Source organism: Tepidimonas thermarum, from assembly GCF_007556705.1.
GTDB classification, from domain to species: domain Bacteria; phylum Pseudomonadota; class Gammaproteobacteria; order Burkholderiales; family Burkholderiaceae_C; genus Tepidimonas; species Tepidimonas thermarum.
On the sequence record NZ_VJOL01000015.1, the window covers coordinates 1 to 18,254 of the forward strand.

An 18,254-nucleotide genomic window follows, 5' to 3' on the forward strand; every position below is an offset into this window, starting at 1 on the left:
GGTTTCCGCAATGCTCGCCGAACTCGACGACGAGTGGCTGACCGGCAAGGTCTATCTCAACTTCAACCTGTAACCCGGTTGTCATGACCACCCAACCGGAAATTTACAGAAAAGAGGTTGCACAATCGATGCAAGCGGCGCGCACTCGCTACACTCGATACCGATAGCGACTCATTACCCTTCGTTGTGCACACCATGACCCCCGCCGAGCAAGCCCTGCGCGACGCCGCGCTCGAATACCACCGCGTCCCCACCCGTGGCAAGATTGCCGTCACCCCGACCAAAGCGCTGTCCAACCAGCGCGACCTGAGCCTGGCCTACTCCCCCGGCGTGGCCTACCCGTGCCTGGAAATCGCCGCCGACCCCAACAAAGCCGCCGACTACACGAGCCGCGGCAACCTGGTGGGCGTGGTCACCAACGGCACGGCGGTGCTGGGCCTGGGCGACATCGGCCCGCTGGCTGGCAAACCCGTGATGGAGGGCAAAGGCTGTTTGTTCAAAAAGTTCGCCGGCATCGACGTCTTTGACATCGAGCTGGCCGAAAAAGACCCGGACAAGCTGGTCGACATCATCGCCGCGCTCGAGCCCACACTGGGCGGCATCAACCTGGAAGACATCAAGGCGCCGGAGTGCTTCACCATCGAGCGCAAGCTGCGCGAGCGGCTCAACATCCCCGTCTTTCACGACGACCAGCACGGCACGGCCATCATTGCCTCGGCGGCACTCATCAACGCGCTCGAGCTCACGGGCAAGGCCATCGGGGACGTGCGCATCGCGGTCTCGGGCGCGGGTGCTGCCGCCATCGCGGTGCTCGACCTGTTCGTGGCGCTGGGCGCGCGGCCCGAGCACATGCTGGTGTGCGACTCCAAAGGCGTCATCCACGACCAGCGCGAGGATGCGCTGGCTGGCCGCTTGGACGAATCCAAGCGCCGCTACTGCCGCCGCACCGACGCGCGCACCCTGGCCGATGCGGTGCGCGGCGCGGACGTCTTTTTGGGCTGCTCGGCGCCTGGCGTGCTCACCGCCGAGATGGTGCAGACCATGGCCGATCGGCCCGTCATCCTGGCCCTGGCCAACCCGGAGCCGGAGATCCGGCCCGAGGTCGCCAAAGCCGCGCGGCCCGACTGCATCATCGCCACCGGCCGCAGCGACTACCCCAACCAAGTCAACAACGTCCTGTGCTTCCCCTACATCTTCCGCGGCGCGCTGGACTGCGGCGCCACCCGCATCACCGAGGCGATGAAGCTGGCCTGCGTGCGCGAAATCGCCGCGCTGGCCAAGGCCGAAATCAGCGACGAGGTGGCTGCGGCCTACGCCGGGCAGGACCTGCAGTTTGGGCCGGACTACCTGATCCCCAAGCCGTTCGACACGCGCATGATCCTGCGCATCGCGCCGGCCGTGGCGCAAGCCGCGGCCGAATCGGGCGTGGCCACGCGCCCGATCGCCGACTTGGCCGCCTACCGCGACAGTTTGCAGCGCTTCGTCTACCAAACGGGCATCCTGATGCGGCCGATCTTCAACGCCGCCAAGGCCGCCGCCCCCAAACCCCGCGTGGCCTATGCCGATGGCGAGGATGAGCGCGCCTTGCGCGCGGCGCAGCTCGCACTGGAAGAAGGCATCGCACGCCCGATCCTGATCGGCCGCCCGGCGGTCATCGAAGCGCGCATCCGCAAGGCGGGCCTGCACCTGCGCCTGGGCGTGGACGCGGAAAACGTCAACCCCGAGGACGACCCGCGCTTTCGCCAGTATTGGGAGGCCTACCACCAGCTCATGAAGCGCAACGGCGCCACGCCCGAGGTGGCCAAGGCCGCGGTGCGCCGCTCCAACACCATCATCGGTTCGTTGATGCTGCACCTGGGCGACGCCGACGCGCTGATCTGCGGGTTGGTGGGCACCTACACCACGCACCTGGAGCGCATCGACAGCATCCTGGGCCGCCGCCCGGGCGCGTCGCTCTACGCCGCGCTCAACGCCGTCAACACCGACCGCGGGCCGATCTTCATCACCGACACCTACGTCAACGAGGACCCGACGGCCGAGCAGCTGGCCGAAATCGCCTCGATGGCCGCGCAGGAGGTGCAACGCTTTGGCATCGTGCCCAAGGTGGCGTTTTTGTCGCACTCCACGTTCGGCTCGTCCAAGCGCGCCAGCGCGCGCAAGATGCGGCAGGCACGCGACTTGTTCGTGGCCGCCCACCCGCAGATCGAGTGCGATGGTGAACTGCACGGTGATGCGGCGCTCGAACCCGAAATCCGCGCGCGCTTTCTGTCCGACTCGACGCTGAGCGGCAGCGCCAACCTGCTGGTCTGCCCCAACCTGGACGCCGCCAACATCCTCTACAACGTGATGAAGACCACCACCAGCGGCGGCGTGACGGTGGGCCCGATCCTGATGGGTGTCAACGGCACCGCGTACATCCTGACGCCGGCGGCCACCGTGCGCCGCGTGCTCAACATGACGGCGGTGGCCGCGGCAGCGGTGCAGCGCTGAAGACGGAACGACGGCACCGATGGGCTGGCACGCGCGGCTGGAGTTGCACGGCAGCATCGCCGGTGGGCGCAGCCGGCTCGCGTTCGCGCACGAGGGGCCACTGCGCGTGCTGCAGACGTTGCACCCGGAAGGCCCGGCGGTGGTGCATGCGGTGCTGGTGCATCCGCCCGGCGGCATCGTCGGCGGTGACGAGCTGGCCATCGACGTGCGCGTGCAGCCCGGCGCGCACGTACTGGTGACGACGCCGGGTGCCACGCGCTTTTACCGCAGCGACGGCGAGCGCGCGGCGCAGACGGTGCGCGCCCATGTAGAGGCTGGTGCGCGGCTGGAATGGCTGCCGGCGGAGACGATTGCCTACCCCGGCTGCATCGCGCGCAATGCCTTCGACGCCAAACTCGCCCCGGGTGCGCAGCTGCTGGCGTGGGAAGTGTGCGCGCTTGGCCTGCCGCAGGCCGGCGACCCGTTCGCTGCCGGTGTGCTGCAGCAGCGCATGGCCGTCGATGACGTCTGGCTCGACGAAGGGTGGCTGGACGCTGCCGACCGCTGGCTGCTCGACAGCGGCCCCGGCCTGGCCGGGCGTCGCACCCTCGGCACACTGGTGCTGGCGAGCGGCACCCCGTGGAACGAAGCTGAGCGCGAACGGCTGCTGGAGGCCGTACGCGCCGAACTGCCGGCCACGCTCGAGCCGGTGGCCGCCGGCGCCACTTGCCCGCACGAGCGTGTGCTGGTGGTGCGGGGGCTCGCTGAGGTGGTCGAGCCGTTGATGGTGCTGTGGCAGCGTTTACGCGCCGTGCTGCGCCAGCAGGCCTGGGGGCTGCAAGCGCCGCCTCTGCGGCTGTGGCGCGTCTGACCCGCTACAGCGCCACCATCGCGCGCACGCCTTGCGTGTCCATCTCATCGCCGCTGCCGCTGGCCACCACCGCGCCGCGCTCGAGGACCACGTAGCGGTCGGCAAGCTCGCGCGCGAAATCGTAGTACTGCTCGACCAGCAGGATCGCCATCGGCTCGCCGTCCAACCCCTGTCGCGCCAGCTGGCGCAGCACACGGCCTATGGCCTGGATGATGTTGGGCTGAATACCTTCGGTCGGCTCATCCAGCACCAACAGCCGCGGCCGCGCAGCCAGCGCACGCGCGATGGCGAGCTGCTGCTGCTGCCCACCCGAAAGATCCCCGCCGCGGCGGCCCTGCATATCCGCCAACACCGGAAAGAGCTCGAACAGCTGCGGTGGCAGCGGCGTGCCGGCCGGGCGGCTGGCCAGCCCCAGCAGCAGGTTTTCGCGCACCGTCAGGCGCGGGAAGATCTCGCGGCCCTGCGGCACGTAGCCGATGCCGCGGTGCGCGCGCTCGTGCACGGGACGGCGCGCCAGCTCCATGCCGTCGAAGGTGATGCAGCCCTGACGGATCGGCACCAGGCCCATCAGGCTTTTCAGCAGCGTGGTCTTGCCGACCCCGTTACGGCCCAGCACGACGGTGATCTCGCCGGCGCGCGCCTGCAGGCTGATGCCGCGCAAGATATGCGAGCCGCCGTAATACTGATGCACGTCGTCAATCACCAGCATAGCCGTCAACGTCCCAGATAAACCTCGATGACACGCGCATCGCGCGCCACCTGCTCGAACGGGCCTTCCGTGAGCACCGCACCGTCGCACAGCACGGTGACTTTGTCGGCAATCACCCGCACGAAAGCCATGTCGTGCTCCACCACCACCAGCGTGTGGCGACCCTTGAGCTTGAGCAGCAGCTGCGCGGTGCGCTCGGTCTCGTCGTCGGTCATGCCTGCCACGGGCTCGTCCAGCAGCAACACCTTGGGCTCCTGGGCCAGCAGCATGCCGATCTCCAGCCACTGCTTCTGCCCGTGGCTTAGCGTCCCTGCCGGCCGCTGGGCGGCATCCTCCAAGTGGATCAGCGCCAGCAACGCCTCAAGGCGCTGGCGCTGCGCCGCGCTGGGGCGAAAGGTCAGACTCGCGCGCACGCGCTTGTCGCCCGCCAGCGCCAGCTCGAGGTTCTCCCACACCGTCAGCGGCTCGAACACGGTGGGTTTCTGGAACTTGCGTCCCACCCCCAGCGCAGCGATCTGCGGCTCGCGGTAGCGCAGCAGGTCGATCGTGCTGCCCAGGAAGACGCTGCCGCGGTCAGGGCGCGTGCGACCGGTGATCACGTCCAGCATCGTCGTCTTGCCGGCGCCGTTGGGCCCGATGATGGCGCGCAGCTCGCCCGGCGCAATATCCAGGTTCAGACCCTTGAGCGCCTTGTAGCCATCGAAGCTGACCTGCACGTCCTCCAGATAGAGGATGCGCCCGTGGCTGGTGTCGATGGCGCCGGGCTGTACCGGGTGTGAGAACACCGCGGCGCGGTCGCCCCTGGCACCATCCTGCCCGGTGCGTTGCTGGGCGCGCCGCCAACGCTCGGAGCCGCTTTGCAGCAGGTCGGGGGTCATTCGTGACGCTCCCCGCCGCGGTAACCCACCCAGCGCCGCCACAGCCCCACCAAGCCCTGCGGCATCCACAGCGTTACCGCAACAAACAGCGCGCCCAGCGCGTAGAGCCACACCTCCGGTGCCACCACGGTCAGCCAGCTCTTGGCACCGTTGACCGCAAACGCCCCCACGATCGGACCCACCAGCGTGCCACGGCCACCCACTGCCGTCCACACCGCGATTTCGATGCTGGCCGCCGGGCTCATCTCGCGCGGGTTGATGATGCCGACCTGCGGCACATACAACGCCCCGGCCACCGCGCACATCACGGCGGACAGCGTCCAGATCGCGAGCTTGTAAGGCAGCGGGTCATATCCGCAAAACATCACCCGTCCCTCGGCATCGCGGATGGCTTGCAGCACGCGACCGAACTTGCTGGTCGTCAGCCAACGCGCCAGCAGGTAGCAGCCGATCAGCGCAAGGCCCGTGAGGGCGAACAGCGCCACGCGCGTCTGCGAGGTCGTGATCGGGTAGCCCAGGATGCGCTTGAAGTCTGTGAAGCCGTTGTTGCCGCCGAAGCCGGTCTCGTTGCGGTAGAACAGCAGCATCGCGGCGAATGTCAGGGCCTGCGTGATGATCGAAAAATAGACACCTTGGATGCGCGCGCGGAATGCGAAGTAGCCAAACACCCAGGCCAGCAGCCCGGGCACCAGCACGATCAGCACCAGGGTGGCCGCGAAGCTGTGCGACAGCGCCCAGTGCCACGGCAGCGCTTGCCAGTCGAGGAACACCATGAAGTCGGGCAGTTCGCTGCCGTAGTGGCCATCGGTACCGATCTGGCGCATCAGGTACATGCCCATCACGTAGCCGCCCAGCGCGAAAAAGAGCCCATGCCCGAGGCTCAAGATGCCGGTATAACCCCAGATCAGATCCAGCGCGAGCGCGCAGATGGCATAGCACATGATCTTGCCAAGCAGCGTGATCCAGTGGTCGCTCAGGTGCCAGACACTATCCGGCGGCACCGCGAGGTTCAGCAGCGGGGCCACCCCCGCCACCAGTATGAGGGCCAACCACAGCGCGTGCGCCCGCGGCGCCAGCAACCGCGGCCCGCGCGCTGCGGCCAGCCCCGCGCCTGAGGTCGAAGCGGTGATGCTCATGCCTGCCTCCCTTTGAGTGCAAACAGCCCCTGTGGCCGCTTCTGGATGAAGATCACGATCAGCACCAGCACGGCAATCTTGGCCAGCACCGCGCCGGCCCACCCCTCCAAAAGCTTGTTCAACAGGCCCAGCCCCATAGCCGCGAGCACCGTACCAGCCAGCTGCCCGACACCGCCCACCACCACGACCATGAACGAGTCGATGATGTAGCTCTGACCCAGATCTGGCCCGACGTTGCCAATCTGGCTCAGCGCCACACCCGCAAGCCCTGCCACGCCGGAGCCGAACGCGAACGCCAGCGCATCCACGCGACCGGTCGGCACCCCCATGCAGGCTGCCATCGGTCGGTTCTGCGTCACACCGCGCACGAACAGCCCCAGCCGCGTTCGCGCCAGCACCCACGCGACGGCGAGCAGTACCGCAGCAGCGAACACCAAAATCGCGATCCGGTTCCACGGCAGCACCAGCCCCCCGGGCACGGCGAGGGCTCCACTGAGCCAAGCGGGGTTTTCCACCGTGACGTTCTGCGCGCCGAACAGGCTGCGCACCGCCTGCATCAGGATCAGACTCAAGCCCCAGGTGGCCAGCAACGTCTCCAGCGGCCGGCCGTAGAGGTGGCGGATGACACCGCGCTCGATGGCCGCGCCGACCAGCGCCGTGGCGAAAAACGCCACGGGCAGCGCCGCCAGCACGTACCAGTCGAACCATTGCGGCCACAGCCGCGCGAACAGCTGCTGCACGACGTAGGTGGCGTAGGCGCCGACCATGATCAGCTCACCGTGCGCCATGTTGATGACGCCCATCAGGCCGTAGGTGATCGCCAGTCCGAGTGCCGCCAGCAACAGGATGGAGCCCAGACTCAACCCGGTGAACACCGTGCCACCGACCTCCGCCAGCGCCAGCGTGCGCTGCAGCGCCTGCTCGGCCTGACGCAGCGCGTGCACGACCGCCGGGTCGGTCTCCTGCGCGCGTTGCCGCTGCAACAGCGGCAGCGCCTGCCGCTCGCCGCTTTCGCCCAGCACGGCAGCGGCCGCGCCGCGCCGAACCGGATCGGCATCCGCGAGCTCCACCGCCGCCAGCGCCTGGGCCAGCAATGCCGCAGCGTGCCCATCCAGCGCAGGCTGGCGCTGCGGCGCCAACGCCGCGCGCAGCAGCGGTGCAAATGCCTCGTCCGGCTCCTCCAGCAGCGCGCGGCGCAGCGTCACCGCCGCCGCGCGCTGGCGCGCCACGTCCGCTTCCTGCAGGTCCAGCGCCGCCAGCGCCAGCGCCAGGGCAGCGCGCAGCCGGTTGTTCAGCAGCGGCGCCTCGGCCTCGGGCGGTATGGGCTCGATGGCGCCGCTGTCGGCACGCTGGCCCCGGGCATCGTCACGCTCAATCCAGACGCTGCCCTGGTGCACGCGCACGCGCTCGTCCTGCAGCGCACGCAGCAGCACCGCCGCAGCCGGGTCGGGCGCGGCGGCCAACTGCGTAATCGCCTGCACCCGTTCAGCCACCGTGCCCTCGGCCACCGCCAGCGCCTGGTCCCCTGTCAGTGCTGGGGCCAGCCGCGGCCACAGCACGAGCAGGCCAGCCAGCAGCGCCGCGACGAGCTGGCGCGATGCGCGTGTTGTCATACCCCACCTTCCTGGCTGCGTCAGGCCTTCTCCGGCACGTCTTTCTTCTTCTCATTGCCGGGAATGAACGGGCTCCACGGCTGCGCGCGGATCGGTCCTTTCGTCTTCCAGACGACGTTGAATTGACCGTCGGCACGCACCTCGCCGATGAACACCGGCTTGTGCAGGTGGTGGTTGCGCTCGTCCATCTTGACCTTGAAGCCACATGGGGCGTCAAAGGTCTGCCCGGCCATCGCAGCGATGACCTCATCCACCGCGGTGCTCTTGGCCTTCTCGACCGCTTGCTTCCACATGTGGATGCCGATGTAGGTGGCTTCCATCGGGTCGTTGGTCAGCGGCTTGTCTTTGTGGCCGGGGATGTTCTTCGCCTTGGCGTAGGCGGCCCACTTCTTGATGAAGGCGTCGTTGGCCGGGTTCTTGATCGACATGAAGTAGTTCCACGCCGCCAGGTGCCCGACCAACGGTTTGGTATCGACGCCACGCAACTCCTCCTCGCCGACGCTGAAGGCCACCACCGGCACATCGGTGGCCTTGAGGCCTTGGTTGCCCAGCTCCTTGTAGAACGGCACGTTGGAGTCGCCGTTGATGGTGGAAATGACGCAGGTCTTCTTGCCGGCGGCAGCGAACTGCTTGATCTTGGCGATGATGGTCTGGTAGTCACTGTGGCCAAACGGGGTGTACTCCTCCATGATGTCGGCCTCAGGAATGCCCTTGGACTTCAGGAACGCGCGCAGGATCTTGTTGGTGGTGCGCGGGTAGACGTAGTCGGTGCCAAGCAGCACAAAGCGTTTTGCACTGCCGCCGTCCTTGCTCATCAGGTATTCCACCGCGGGAATGGCCTGCTGGTTGGGCGCGGCGCCGGTGTAGAAGACGTTCTTGCTGAGCTCCTCGCCCTCGTACTGCACGGGATAGAACAACAGGCCATTGAGCTCCTCGAACACCGGCAGCACCGACTTGCGGCTGACCGACGTCCAGCAGCCGAACACCGCGGCCACCTTGTCCTGCGTCAGCAGCTGGCGCGCCTTCTCGGCAAACAGCGGCCAGTTGGAGGCCGGGTCGACCACCACCGGTTCGAGCTTGCGTCCGAGCACGCCGCCGGCGGCGTTGATCTCCTCGATGGTCATCAGTGCAATGTCCTTGAGCACCGTCTCGGAAATCGCCATCGTGCCCGACAGCGAGTGCAGGATGCCGACCTTGATGGGGCCGGACTGGGCGCGAGCCGACAGTGGGCCGAAGGCAGCCATGGCGGCGGCGGCGGACAGGGCCTTGAGCGTGGAGCGACGTTGCATCATGGTGGTTCTCCGCAGTTGAGGAAGCGATGGAAGGCATCGGACGCTTCCCATGCTAGGCAACGCGCCCCGCCGCGTCTGTACGCCGGATGGCGTACGCGCGCGCTGGCGCTACACCCCGCCGCCCGGGCGCAACTGCGGCACGCGCTGCAGCGCCAGCGCCGCTGCCGCGGTGCGCGTCTCCACGCCGAGCTTGGCGTGGATGCGCTCCAGGTGCTTCTTGACGGTGGCGGCGCTGGCCCCGACGATGTCGGCAATGTCACGGTTGATCTTGCCCTGCACGACCCAGTAGAGCACCTCGGCCTCGCGCGCGGTCAGGCCAAAGGTGCTCATCAGCGCCTCCAGTACGCTGGTGTCGGAGGTCTCCTGCATGACGATCAGCCAGTGGCCACCCTCGCTATCGGCACTGGTGTCGGACGGATCGTCCACGGAACGGTACAGCCGCAACGTCAGCCGCCGTGTGCCCTTGGTCAGCGTCAGGCGCGGCGGCTCCGCAGGCGCCGGGTAGCCGCGGCACAAGTCTGGCCCATAGCGGCGCAACCACTGCAGCACCGGCTCCGGCGTCACGGGCGACTCGGTGCCACAGTAGCGCCACAGCAGTTCGCGCGCCAGCGGCGTCTGCCACAGGAGCCGGCCGTCGCGCATGCGCACCGTGATCGTGGCAAAACCGAACGCATCCAGCGCGTTGCGCGCCTGCCGCTGCACCATCGATCCCTGCCGGATCTGGCGCGAGGTGCGCAGGTGTATGCCGATGCGCGCGATCACCTCCTGCGGCTTGACCGGCTTGGTCACATAGTCGACCGCTCCGGCCGCCAGCCCTTCGATCAAGTGCTCGGTTTCGGTCAGGCCCGTCATGAACAGAATCGGAATGCCGGCGGTGCGCTCGTCGGCCTTGAGCCGGCGCGCCACCTCGAAGCCATCCATGCCAGGCATCAGCGCATCCAGCAGGATCACATCGGGCCGCGCTTGGCGTGCGCGCTGCAGCGCGGTGGGCCCGTCGCTGGCCACCAGCACCGTGTAGCCGGTATCGTCCAGCATGTCCTGCAACGCCACCAGGCTCTCGGGCACGTCGTCCACGATCAGCACCAGTGGCCCGGTTTCACTCTCCAGCACGTGCGGTCGCATCGTCGCTTGCCTCCATCAGCCATCGCTCCAGCAGGTCGAACTCCAGCGCGCGCGCGGCCCGCCGCACCGCTTCCGCGCCGGGCAGGGGCGGCGCCTCATCCAGCAGCCGCAACACGCCGCGCGCCCAGCCCAGGCGCACACGCTCCAGCAGCGCCGCTCGCAGCGGCGGCGGCCACACGCGCAGCCCTGGGCATTCCGACACCACGGCAGGCGGCGGCAGCGTTGTAGGCACCGGCCCGGGCGCGGGTGCGGCGGCCACGACCGGGGCGGCCACCTCGGGGAGGTACAGCCGCAGCCGGAATGTCGTGCCCTGCCCCAGCGCGCTGCGCACGGTCAGCTCGCCTCCCATCAACTCGGTCAGCATGCGCGCGATCGTCAGCCCGAGGCCGGCACCGGCAGCGCGGCTGGCGGCCGCCCCACGGGCGAACGGTTCGAACACCCGCTCCAGCTCTGCGGCGCTCATGCCCGGACCGGTGTCGGTAACCTCGATGGTGGCAAGCTCCCGCGCCCAGGCCACGCGCAGCGTGACCGTGCCGGCGTCCGTGTAGCGCACCGCATTCCCCAGCAGATTGAGCAGCACCTGACGCAGACGCGCAGCGTCGGCGCGCACGGCTGCCGGCCAGCGCGGCGGGCCCTCCAGCTCGAAGCGCAGCCCCTTGGCGCGCGCCTGCGGTGCCAGGAGCGCGCCCACATCCTCAAGCAGAGCGCGCACGTCGATGGGGCGTATGTCCAGCGTCACGCGTCCGGCCTCGATGCGCGCCAGGTCCAGCGTACCCTCGATCAGTGACAGCACGTGCTCACCGGCGCGGTGGATCATCGCCAGTGCGTGGGCCTGGCGCTCTTGCAGCGTTTCGTCGCGCTGCAGCGACTGCACGTACAGCATGATGGCGCCCAGCGGCGTGCGCAGCTCGTGGCTGATGGCCATCAGGTAGCGGCTCTTGGCGTCATTGGCCTGCTCGGCGGCGCGGCGCGCGGCCTCGGCCTGCTCGCGCGCGCGCTGCAGCTGGGCATCGGTGCGGCGGTGGGCATCGATCTCGCGCAGCAACAGCCGCGTGTAGCGGTTGGACTCGCGCAGCGCCACGCGGCGGGCACGCTGCGCCAGCACCAGCCACCACACCACCCCCGCTGCCAGCGCCAACAGCACCCCGTAGACCTTGCGGTAGGCTTCGTGGATCAGCGTCACCGGGGCCCCCAGCGCCTGCGCCTGGCGCAGATCCTGCTGCGCCAGCAGCGCCAGCAGCCCGGCCAGCACCAGTGCGGTCGCCGCCAGCAGCACGACGTAGTGCGCCACCCCGGCGTCCACGTAGGGCTGCCAACGCCGTGGCAGCCAGCGCCGCAGCCAGGCGCGCAGCTGCGTGCCCAGGCGCGCATGTGGCTTGCAGGCGTCGCCGCAGCGCGCATCCAGCGTGCAGCACAACGAGCAGATCCAGCCACCGTAGGCCGGACAGCGCGCCATGTCCGGCCCTTCGTATTCGCCCTGGCACACGACACAGCGCAGGGCCACCGGCGCGCCAGCAGGCGCGCCCGCCGCGTCGCCAGCCACCGCCGGGTCGGGCCCACGCGCCAGATGATGGCGGCCGCGCGTCCAGGCACCCAACAGCACCGTGAGGCCAAACGCCGCCCCCATCGACACCAACGCTGAGAACGCCTGCGCGAGCGCGCCGAATGCGCCGACATGCGCCGCCACCCCGAGCAGCGAGGCGCCGACCATCGCGCCCACACCGACCGGGTTGATGTCCACGAGGTGCGCTCGACGGAACTCGATGCCGCGCGGCGACCAGCCAAGCGGCTTGAGCACCAACAGATCCGCCGCCACCGCAACCAGCCACGCCAGCGCCACGTGCGCATACAAGCCCAGCACCGCCCCCAGCGCGTGAAAGACATTCATCTCCATCAACAGCCAGGCCAGTGCGATGTTGAACACCATCCAGACCACACGTCCGGGATGGTGGTGCGTCAGGCGCGACCCGCGTAGGCGTTGGTAACGTTGATCTTGAGTTGCGAGACGACGACGAACAACGCCGTGGCCGCCACCGCCCAGCCGGGCGTCAGCAGGTGCTCGTAGGCGACGCGGTACATCTGGTTCGGATCCACCGCGTGCGCGGCGTCCACCCCGTGCTCCAAAGCCAGGTGTGCGAGCCACGCCCCGGCCAGCATCTTGAGCACCCCAGGCACCACCCAGCCCGGACCACCGACAGCCACCGCCAGCCACCAACGCCAGCGCCGACCGGGCCGCTGCGGTGGCATGAAGCGCAAGTAGTCGGCCTGCTCGCCCATCTGCGTCACCAGCGCCAGCGCCACCGTCAGCGCCGCACCGAAGCGGTGCCCATCGAACCCATCGGCGGCCAAGACCGCACCATCGCGGTGCAGCCAGCGCGCCACCGACCCCGGGTCCTGCACCAGGACCGCCATCCACGGCAGCAGCATCAGCGCCAGCCACAGCGGCTGCGTCCACAGTTGGAAACGCCCAATGAGCGTCACCCCGTGCGTCGCCAGCGGAATCACCACCAGCGCACTCAGCAGGTAGCCCCACGTGGGCGAGATGCCCAGCGCCAGCTCCAGCGCGTAGGCCATCACCGCCGCCTCCAGCGCGAAGAAGATAAACGTAAAGGTGGCGTAGATCAGCGAGGTCAGCGTCGAGCCGAGATAACCGAAGCCCGCGCCACGCGTCAGCAGGTCCATGTCCACGCCATGGCGCGCCGCGGCGACGCAGATGGGCCAGCCCACCAACGCCATGACGATGCCCGCCACCAGGATCGCCGCCACGGCGTTGACGACGCCAAACTGCAACATCAGCGTGGCGCCAACCGCCTCGAGCACCAGGAATGAGGCGACGCCGAACGCCGTGTTGGCCACGCGCGCGGCGCTGAAACGGCGAAAGCGCCGTGGCGTGTAGCGCAGCGCGTAGTCCTCCAGCGTCTCGCTGGCGACCCAGCGGTGGTAGGCGCGGCGCACCGGCGCGATCGGCGCCGAGGGTGCCGGGCGCGGCTCGACGTTGGCGCAGGCAGGTGGCATACGCGGCTCACTTGCAGCTTTCGTGCCACGCCGCGACAGGCTGGCACGGCACTTGCTGGCGCATCGATCATGGACCTGACCCCACGCGAAAAGGACAAGTTGCTGATCTTCACGGCCGCGCTGCTTGCGGAGCGACGCCGGGCCCGGGGGCTCAAACTCAACTACCCGGAGGCGGTGGCGCTGATCAGCGCGTTCGTGCTGGAAGGCGCGCGCGAGGGCAAGACGGTGGCGCAGCTCATGAGCGAAGGACGCCAGGTGCTGACGCGAGACGACGTGATGGACGGCGTCGCCGAGATGATTCACGACATTCAGATCGAAGCCGTCTTCCCTGACGGCACCAAATTGGTTACCGTGCACCAGCCCATCTCGTAACACCCCCTTCGACACCAGGAGATGTTTCCATGATACCTAACGACTTACCCTCGTTGCGCGCACCGGTCCTTCGGCATGTTTCCCACGCAGTGGTGGGCGCGGGCCTTTGGCTGGCGGCCCATGCAGCGTTGGCCCACACCGGAGCCGATGCAGGCGCCCACCACGGCTGGATGGCGGGCCTGATGCATCCCTGGACCGGGCTGGATCACCTGATCGTCATGCTGGCCGTTGGCGTCTGGAGCGCACTGACCACCCAGCGCGTCTGGCTGGCGCCGCTGAGCTTTGCCAGCGTGCTGTGGCTGGGCGCCTGGAGCGCGCAACTGGGCCTGACCGTGCCGGCGGTGGAGCCGATGATCGTCACCTCCATGGTGGTGATCGGGGTGTTGATCGCGCTGCAGGCTGCCTGGCCGGCCCCAGTGGTCGCAGCGATCGTGGCGGGCTTCGCCTGGTTTCATGGCGCCGCGCACGGGCAGGAGCTGCTGGGCCACGCGGCGTTGGCCGGCATGGTGGTGAGCACGGCCATCCTGCACGCGCTGGGTATCGCCATCGGCATGGCCTTGCGCCGTTGGCACGCCTGGGCGCCACGAGCTGGGGGCGCGCTGGTCGCCCTGGCGGGCCTGTACACCTTGCTCACCCGTTGAGTTGCCTGCGATGACGGCTCCCGACTATCCGATCCCGGGCGAGCTTCAGACAGCCGACGGCGAACTCGCGCTCAACCCCGGTCGCCCCGCCATCACTTTGGTGGTGCGCAACACCGGCCAGCGCCCGATCCAGGTTGGCTCGCACTACCACTTCGCAGAAGTGAATGCGGCGCTGGCGTTCGACCGCGCCGCCGCCCGCGGCATGCGTTTGAACATCGCCAGCGGCACGGCGGTGCGCTTCGAGCCGGGGCAGCAGCGCACCATCGAGCTGGTGCCCTTCGGCGGCGCACGGCAGGCATGGGGTTTTCGCGGTCTGGTCAACGGGCCGCTGGACGATGACGCACACGGAGGCTGAGGCACGATGGCCACGATCTCGCGCCGCGCGTACGCGGAAATGTTCGGCCCCACGGTGGGCGACCGGGTGCGCCTGGCCGACACCGAGCTGTGGGCCGAGGTGGAAGCGGACCTCACGCTGCGTGCCGGCGGCTACGGCGAGGAGGTCAAGTTCGGCGGCGGCAAAACGATCCGCGACGGCATGGGCCAGAGCCCGCGCAGCCGGGCACAGGGCGCAGTGGATCTGGTCATCACCAACGCGCTGATCATCGACCACTGGGGCATCGTCAAGGCCGACATCGGCGTGCGCGACGGCCTCATCGTCGCCATCGGCAAGGCGGGCAACCCCGACACGCAGCCGGGCGTTGACATCGTCATCGGCCCCGGCACCGAGGTGCTGGCCGCCGAAGGCATGATCGTCACCGCGGGAGGCTACGACAGCCACATTCACTTCATCTGCCCGCAGCAGATCGAGGAAGCGCTGATGTCGGGCATCACGACCATGACCGGCGGCGGCACCGGCCCGGCCACCGGGACCAACGCCACCACCTGCACACCAGGGCCTTGGCACATCGAGCGCATGCTGCAAGCCGCCGAGGCATTCCCGATGAACCTGGGTTTCCTCGGCAAGGGCAACGCCAGCCGCCCCGAGGGTCTGCGTGAGCAGATCGTGGCCGGCGCGATCGGCCTGAAGCTGCACGAGGATTGGGGCTCCACGCCCGCCGCGATCGACACCTGCCTGTCGGTGGCGGAGGAAACCGACACCCAAGTCGCGATCCACACCGACACGCTCAACGAAAGTGGCTTCGTCGAGGAAACGCTTGCAGCCATGCGGGGCCGCACCATCCACGCCTTCCACTGCGAAGGGGCGGGCGGCGGCCACGCTCCCGACATCCTGCGCATCGTCGGCGAAGCGCACGTACTGCCGTCCTCCACCAACCCGACGCGGCCCTACACCATCAACACGCTGGACGAGCACGTGGACATGCTGATGGTCTGCCACCACCTCGACCCGGCCATCGCGGAGGATCTGGCGTTTGCGGAAAGCCGTATCCGCAAGGAAACGATCGCCGCCGAGGACATCCTGCACGACCTGGGCGCCATCAGCATCATGAGCAGCGACAGCCAGGCCATGGGCCGCGTCGGCGAAGTCATCCTGCGCACCTGGCAAACCGCGCACAAAATGAAGGTGCAGCGCGGCTGGCTGGCCCCGACGCCGGGACGCGCACACGGCGTCGAGCACGAGCCGCGCAACGACAACTTCCGCATCAAGCGCTACGTGGCCAAGTACACCCTCAACCCGGCGATCGCGCATGGTGTGGCGCACGTCATCGGTTCGGTGGAGGTCGGCAAGTGGGCCGACCTGGTGCTGTGGAAGCCGGCCTTCTTCGGCGTCAAGCCTGCCGTCATCGTCAAGGGCGGCATGATCGCTGCTGCCGCAATGGGCGACCCCAACGCCTCGATCCCGACGCCGCAGCCGGTGCATCTGCGCCCCATGTTCGGCGCCTTTGGCGCGGCGGTGTCCCGCACGTCGCTGACCTTCGTGTCGCAGGCGGCGCTGGCCGCGGGGGTTGGCGAGCGTTATGGCCTTCGCAAGTCGCTGGTGGCGGTGCACGGCTGCCGTGGCATCGGCAAGCGCGACATGGTGCTCAACGACCTTGCCCCCGTGATGGAGATCGACCCGCAGACTTACGCCGTGCGTGCCGACGGCGAGCTGCTGGTGTGCGAACCGGCGGCGGTGCTGCCGATGGCGCAGCGCTACTTTCTCTTATGAACGCGCAGGTGTGATCGTGGCCGCTGACCTTGCGACAACCCCGCTGCTGGCCACGCGCGTACTGCCGCGCGGTGGCGGGCTGGCGCCCGCGCTGCTGACGCGCGCCCCGGCGCTGGTGCTGGACTGGGCGCAACGCCAGCGCAGCCGCTTCGAGGCCACCGACACGCTCGGACGGCGCGTTGGCGTCGTGCTGCCGCGCGGCACCGTGCTGCGCGGCAGCGACGCGCTGGTGCTGACCAATGGCGACCTGCTGCGTGTCGAGGCAGCGCCGGAGCCGCTGCTGCGTGTCACACCATGCCCGCAACACGGCACGCCAGGGGACCTGCTGAGGGCCGCCTACCACCTCGGCAACCGGCACGTCGCGCTGCAGATCGCTGCGGACCACCTGCAGCTGGAGCGCGACCACGTGCTCGCCGACATGCTGCGCGGGCTGCACCTCGACGTCACCGAGGTCGAGGCGCCGTTCGAGCCAGAGACCGGCGCCTATGGCCACCACGGTTCCACGCATCGGCATGGTCACGGTCACGACCATGAACACGACCCGATCGCGTCCGTCGACAACGGGCACCGGCATGCGCCCTGACCCACTGCCGCCGCAGGGCGGCGCGGCCGCGGCCGATGACGACGCCCTGTTGGCGCTGCTGTGGCTGGCCTCGCCGGCGCTGCCGCTGGGGGGTTTTTCATACTCCGAAGGGCTGGAGGCGGCCGTCGAGATCGGCCTGGTGCACGACGAGGCCAGCGCCGCCGACTGGCTGCGGGCGCAGCTGGAGCTGGCACCGGCACGCGCCGACCTCGCGATCATCGCGGCGGCGCTGCCTGCGTGGCGACAGGCCGACTGGGACGGCTTGCGTGCGCTGGACGGCTGGGTGATGCGCACGCGCGAAAGCGCCGAGCTGCGCCTGCAGACCGAACAGCAAGGCCACGCCGTGGTGCAGTGGCTGCACAGCCTCTCGCCCGAGCTACAGCCCTGTCCGCCGCCCGCGCACGTGCCACCGGACCTGCGCCAGCCGAGCTATCCAGTGGCCTTCGCCTGGGCGCTGGCCAGCCTTACACCACCAACGCTGCCGGTGGCACGCGCGCTGCTGGCGGCGGGCTTTGCCTGGTGCGAGTCGATGGCGCAGGCCGCCATCAAGGCCGTGCCGTTGGGCCAGGCCGCCGGCCAGCGCCTGCTGGCACGGCTGCGCGCGGCGCTGCCGGCGCTCGTCGCGCGGGCCGCCGCGCTGCCGGCTGCGAGGCGCCAGTCGTTCACGCCGATGCTGGCAATCCTCTCGGCCCGCCACGAAACCCAGTACAGCCGCCTTTTTCGCTCATGAACACCACCCTTACAGCCGCCCCGCTGCACACCATTCCCGGCCGCACCAAGCCGATGCCGCCGCTGCGCGTCGGCATCGGAGGCCCGGTCGGCTCCGGCAAGACCACGCTGCTGGAGATGCTTTGCAAGGCGATGCGCCAGCGCTACGACCTCGTGGCCATCACCAACGACATCTACACCAAGGAGGACCAGCGCCTGCTGACGGTCAGCGGCGCCCTGCCACCGGAGCGCATCCTCGGCGTGGAAACGGGCGGCTGTCCGCACACCGCAATACGTGAGGACTGCTCGATCAACCTGGAGGCGATCGATCGCATGCTGCGGCGTTTTCCGGACGCCGACATCGTCTTCGTCGAAAGCGGCGGCGACAACCTCGCCGCCACCTTCAGCCCCGAGCTGTCGGACCTGACGATTTACGTCATCGACGTAGCCGCTGGCGAAAAGATTCCGCGCAAGGGCGGCCCCGGCATCACCAAAAGCGACCTGTTCGTCATCAACAAAATCGACCTCGCCCCCCACGTCGGGGCCAACCTCGAGGTCATGGCCGCGGATACCGCGCGTATGCGGCCCGATGCGCAGCGCCGCCCCTGGGTCATGACCAACCTGAAGACCCTGCAGGGATTGGACGAGGTGGTGGCGTTCATCGAGCGGCGCGGGCTGCTCGACACCCCGGCCTGAGTGCGCAACAGCGGCCGCGCTACACTCGTGCGGTCAGCCCTT

17 protein-coding genes are annotated in these 18,254 nt (G+C 68.9%); 9 read left to right on the forward strand and 8 right to left on the reverse strand.

Annotated elements, in window-relative coordinates; translation table 11 throughout:
• Positions 1 to 195 precede the first annotated feature (195 nt).
• Complete coding sequence (locus Tther_RS05320; RefSeq protein WP_143901649.1) at positions 196 to 2,490, forward strand: NADP-dependent malic enzyme; 2,295 nt, start codon at positions 196 to 198, stop codon at positions 2,488 to 2,490.
• A gap of 19 nt (positions 2,491 to 2,509) precedes the next feature.
• Positions 2,510 to 3,340 carry an urease accessory protein UreD gene (locus Tther_RS05325; RefSeq protein ID WP_143901651.1) on the forward strand — a complete coding sequence of 277 codons (831 nt, stop codon included), beginning with the start codon at positions 2,510 to 2,512 and terminating at the stop codon, positions 3,338 to 3,340.
• 4 nt (positions 3,341 to 3,344) lie between these two features.
• Here the strand turns inward: Tther_RS05325 and urtE are convergent, their stop codons facing one another.
• The 8 genes from urtE to Tther_RS13735 form a co-directional block, all read right to left on the reverse strand.
• The gene (gene urtE / locus Tther_RS05330) at positions 3,345 to 4,049 is read right to left on the reverse strand and encodes an urea ABC transporter ATP-binding subunit UrtE (RefSeq protein WP_143901653.1); all 705 of its coding nucleotides are present in this window, start codon (positions 4,047 to 4,049) and stop codon (positions 3,345 to 3,347) included.
• 5 nt (positions 4,050 to 4,054) lie between these two features.
• Positions 4,055 to 4,927 carry an urea ABC transporter ATP-binding protein UrtD gene (gene urtD / locus Tther_RS05335; protein WP_143901656.1) on the reverse strand — a complete coding sequence of 291 codons (873 nt, stop codon included), beginning with the start codon at positions 4,925 to 4,927 and terminating at the stop codon, positions 4,055 to 4,057.
• Positions 4,924 to 6,063 carry an urea ABC transporter permease subunit UrtC gene (gene urtC, locus Tther_RS05340; RefSeq protein ID WP_143901658.1) on the reverse strand — a complete coding sequence of 380 codons (1,140 nt, stop codon included), beginning with the start codon at positions 6,061 to 6,063 and terminating at the stop codon, positions 4,924 to 4,926. The genes urtD and urtC overlap by 4 nt, the downstream gene beginning before the upstream one ends.
• The gene (gene urtB, locus Tther_RS05345; RefSeq protein WP_143901660.1) at positions 6,060 to 7,676 is read right to left on the reverse strand and encodes an urea ABC transporter permease subunit UrtB; all 1,617 of its coding nucleotides are present in this window, start codon (positions 7,674 to 7,676) and stop codon (positions 6,060 to 6,062) included. Before urtB ends, urtC begins: the two co-directional genes overlap by 4 nt.
• A gap of 20 nt (positions 7,677 to 7,696) precedes the next feature.
• Positions 7,697 to 8,965, reverse strand: coding sequence for an urea ABC transporter substrate-binding protein (urtA, locus tag Tther_RS05350; RefSeq protein ID WP_143901731.1), 1,269 nt, complete (start codon positions 8,963 to 8,965; stop codon positions 7,697 to 7,699).
• Positions 8,966 to 9,076: 111 nt separating this feature from the next.
• Positions 9,077 to 10,090: a response regulator transcription factor gene (locus Tther_RS05355; protein WP_143901662.1), complete on the reverse strand. Its 1,014-nt coding sequence runs from the start codon at positions 10,088 to 10,090 to the stop codon at positions 9,077 to 9,079.
• Positions 10,065 to 12,017, reverse strand: coding sequence for an ATP-binding protein (locus tag Tther_RS13730; RefSeq protein WP_425472803.1), 1,953 nt, complete (start codon positions 12,015 to 12,017; stop codon positions 10,065 to 10,067). Before Tther_RS13730 ends, Tther_RS05355 begins: the two co-directional genes overlap by 26 nt.
• Before the next feature lie 29 nt (positions 12,018 to 12,046).
• On the reverse strand, positions 12,047 to 13,105 hold the full coding sequence (locus tag Tther_RS13735; RefSeq protein ID WP_425472804.1) for a purine-cytosine permease family protein: 1,059 nt from the start codon (positions 13,103 to 13,105) through the stop codon (positions 12,047 to 12,049).
• A gap of 69 nt (positions 13,106 to 13,174) precedes the next feature.
• Between Tther_RS13735 and Tther_RS05365 the strand changes: the two genes are divergently transcribed.
• From Tther_RS05365 to ureG, 7 genes are read left to right on the forward strand one after another with little or no spacing between them, the layout of a single operon-like run.
• Complete coding sequence (locus Tther_RS05365) at positions 13,175 to 13,477, forward strand: urease subunit gamma (protein ID WP_143901664.1); 303 nt, start codon at positions 13,175 to 13,177, stop codon at positions 13,475 to 13,477.
• Between the two features lie 29 nt (positions 13,478 to 13,506).
• Entirely contained in the window at positions 13,507 to 14,118 is a 612-nt protein-coding gene (locus Tther_RS05370) for a HupE/UreJ family protein (protein WP_143901666.1), read from the forward strand.
• 10 nt (positions 14,119 to 14,128) lie between these two features.
• Positions 14,129 to 14,473, forward strand: coding sequence for an urease subunit beta (locus Tther_RS05375; RefSeq protein WP_143901668.1), 345 nt, complete (start codon positions 14,129 to 14,131; stop codon positions 14,471 to 14,473).
• A 6-nt stretch (positions 14,474 to 14,479) separates the two neighbouring features.
• Positions 14,480 to 16,225, forward strand: coding sequence for an urease subunit alpha (ureC, locus tag Tther_RS05380; protein ID WP_143901671.1), 1,746 nt, complete (start codon positions 14,480 to 14,482; stop codon positions 16,223 to 16,225).
• A 16-nt stretch (positions 16,226 to 16,241) separates the two neighbouring features.
• Positions 16,242 to 16,808 carry an urease accessory protein UreE gene (ureE, locus tag Tther_RS05385; protein WP_342781759.1) on the forward strand — a complete coding sequence of 189 codons (567 nt, stop codon included), beginning with the start codon at positions 16,242 to 16,244 and terminating at the stop codon, positions 16,806 to 16,808.
• Positions 16,798 to 17,538 carry an urease accessory protein UreF gene (locus Tther_RS05390; protein ID WP_143901673.1) on the forward strand — a complete coding sequence of 247 codons (741 nt, stop codon included), beginning with the start codon at positions 16,798 to 16,800 and terminating at the stop codon, positions 17,536 to 17,538. The genes ureE and Tther_RS05390 overlap by 11 nt, the downstream gene beginning before the upstream one ends.
• On the forward strand, positions 17,535 to 18,212 hold the full coding sequence (gene ureG, locus Tther_RS05395; RefSeq protein WP_143901675.1) for an urease accessory protein UreG: 678 nt from the start codon (positions 17,535 to 17,537) through the stop codon (positions 18,210 to 18,212). Before Tther_RS05390 ends, ureG begins: the two co-directional genes overlap by 4 nt.
• Positions 18,213 to 18,254: the final 42 nt, after the last annotated feature.